Annotated in this window: 2 protein-coding genes; both read left to right on the forward strand. The window is 39.5% G+C overall.

Annotation, left to right across the window (positions count from 1 at the left end):
• The first annotated feature begins 57 nt into the window (after positions 1–57).
• Complete coding sequence (locus tag KKC91_12745) at positions 58–1,137, forward strand: hypothetical protein (GenBank protein ID MBU0479410.1); 1,080 nt, start codon at positions 58–60, stop codon at positions 1,135–1,137.
• A 362-nt stretch (positions 1,138–1,499) separates the two neighbouring features.
• On the forward strand, positions 1,500–2,139 hold a 640-nt coding region (locus KKC91_12750; protein ID MBU0479411.1), incomplete at its 3' end, for a hypothetical protein.

The raw sequence follows: 2,139 nt of genomic DNA on the forward strand, positions 1-2,139 counted from the left end.
CGCTTTATATAGGAGCAGCTTGCTTTGTTCCACAAACAACATGATCAGGAGGCCAAGATGAATAAAGTAGTAGGTTCGAAATTTCAGAAACCGGTTTCAGGTTCTTTCTCTCCAAGTACATCACCTGGTGAAAATCCAAATTTAGGATCATCTTCTTTTGGCGTAGAAGAAAAATCAGCACTTCATGTCGAGATTGGTCAACAGTTTCCTGTCGCAAATCCAATTCTTGCAAGTTCTGCCATCAAGCGGCCATATGCCATGCCAGAGGTCACGGATGAAATGGTTTTTGGCAGCAGGGTTGTTACTATAGATGGCCAGGGCGTATTCGTGATATCCAAACACCGTGGTGATGATTCACCCCTTGCTGTTTTGCCATATGTGAGTTTCAGGGGAGATGCTGTCATTTTTATCTCTCCAGAAAAAATACCTTCATCAAATGATAGCCTCGAAGGAGGCCTGTCAATTAATAGAAACTCGGGTTATATCGCTATCTTTAAAAATGAAATTGTAAGAGTGAAAACCGGGGAGGGCATGTTTGTCGATCTTGTAAAGGATGGTAACACTCTGGTGAGGATTAATGAAAGAACAACTAAAAAAATGAAGAAAACGAATGTGGCTTCAAATGCTGAATCTTTTCGTCACGATCTCATTCCACCGGCTGTCAACCTGACCTCTTTTGCTTTGGATAGGAGAATATTCAATAAAGCCAAAAAAGGGGATGAGAGGATTTGGGCTTTTTTGGAAGCTCAGCTTAATAATGTGATCGATCAATGTTTTCTCAACATGGCAACTAATAGCGGTGCGGTAGTTGTTCCGTTTCTCAAACCAAAAATAACCTGGGGCTTGGAGGTGTTATTTGCCAAAATGGTGGCAGAAAGATTGAATCTGCCGATATTAGGAGAGGCTCCGGACAAGAATTTAGGTATAGAGAGGCTTTTTAGAAAGCCAATATCAGGTCTTGCTCTAATAGATGATTTTGCGCCCCGTCTCAATGGCAATACAGTGATACTAACTTTAACCCTGGCAACAAGAGTTGAAATGGTAATAGAGCCGATAGAGGCGATTCAAAGAACCCTTCAAAAACATGGTTATGAAGCAGTTGAAATCATCCCACTACTATTGTGTGCTAAGATATAAATTGACGGTTCATATTTTAGATTTTTATAGCACCATAATCCGACACCTCTTTGCCCCTCTCCCTTGACGGGAGAGGGTTAGGGTGAGGGTGATATTAACTCAATAAGTGAAATGAGCATTCATCACCCTCCCTCTGACTCCCTCCCCTCAAGGGAGGGAGGAAAGTATGTTGAAATCAAGTGTCGGATTATGGGCCGGTTATTTAGCAACTTTTTTCTGGATATGACGATAAATAAGATGACAGAGGAAGTTTTTAGAGGTGCCCAAATGTTATTTTTCGATTTCAATTGTATTTTTTCTCCAAGCTGCTCTAAAACTGCAATTTTGGAAGGGAATGGCTTATTAATAAAGGATCAGGCAATATGGCAAACGTATCATCGTTTGTGAGTTTTACAGACAACTTGCTCAAACCGTTATTGCTGTCTAATACATTGAGACAAAGAAGTTCAGCTTCTAAACCCACAAAGAGCTCAAAACAATCACTGAAAAAAGTATCTACTGCAATAACACAATGCAGTCCTACCGTAGCTCATTTACCACAAGTACATGCTAATCCATTGCGTAGCATTAATAGATTTAGGATGATATCGGGGCGTATAAAAAAAGATGAACTACGTGCTGTGTTGTCTCAGTTATCCATTCTTAGATTCTATGTTACAAATAAAACGCATCATATTTTACTTGAAAGCTGCATGGCAGCCGGATGTGAAATGAAACTGATATCCGATATTGATCGTCTAAAAATCAGAAAATCATTTAGCACTTTAATGAAACCAAATGGTAAGGTAAATTGGAACGTAGATACTGCTTTTCTTCTTTATGCGTACGGAGCCGCTCGCCTTTATAAGGTGCTAAACCCAAAAACTAAATTGCTGATAGCAGGCAGTGATTCATTAGTTGAAAAGCACATAGCTGCTATAATAAGGTTTCGTCATTGGAAAAAAGAGGCTCGTAAATTAATAAAAAATCCAAACTTTAAAACTTTGGCTGCAAGCAATTCAA

This window comes from bacterium (assembly GCA_018812485.1).
In the GTDB taxonomy this organism is placed as follows: domain Bacteria; phylum JAHJDO01; class JAHJDO01; order JAHJDO01; family JAHJDO01; genus JAHJDO01.

Coding starts and splice junctions, on each gene's coding strand:
- KKC91_12745 (MBU0479410.1), top strand. CDS start 58: ATGAATAAAGTAGTAGGTTCGAAATTTCAGAAACCGGTTTCAGGTTCT.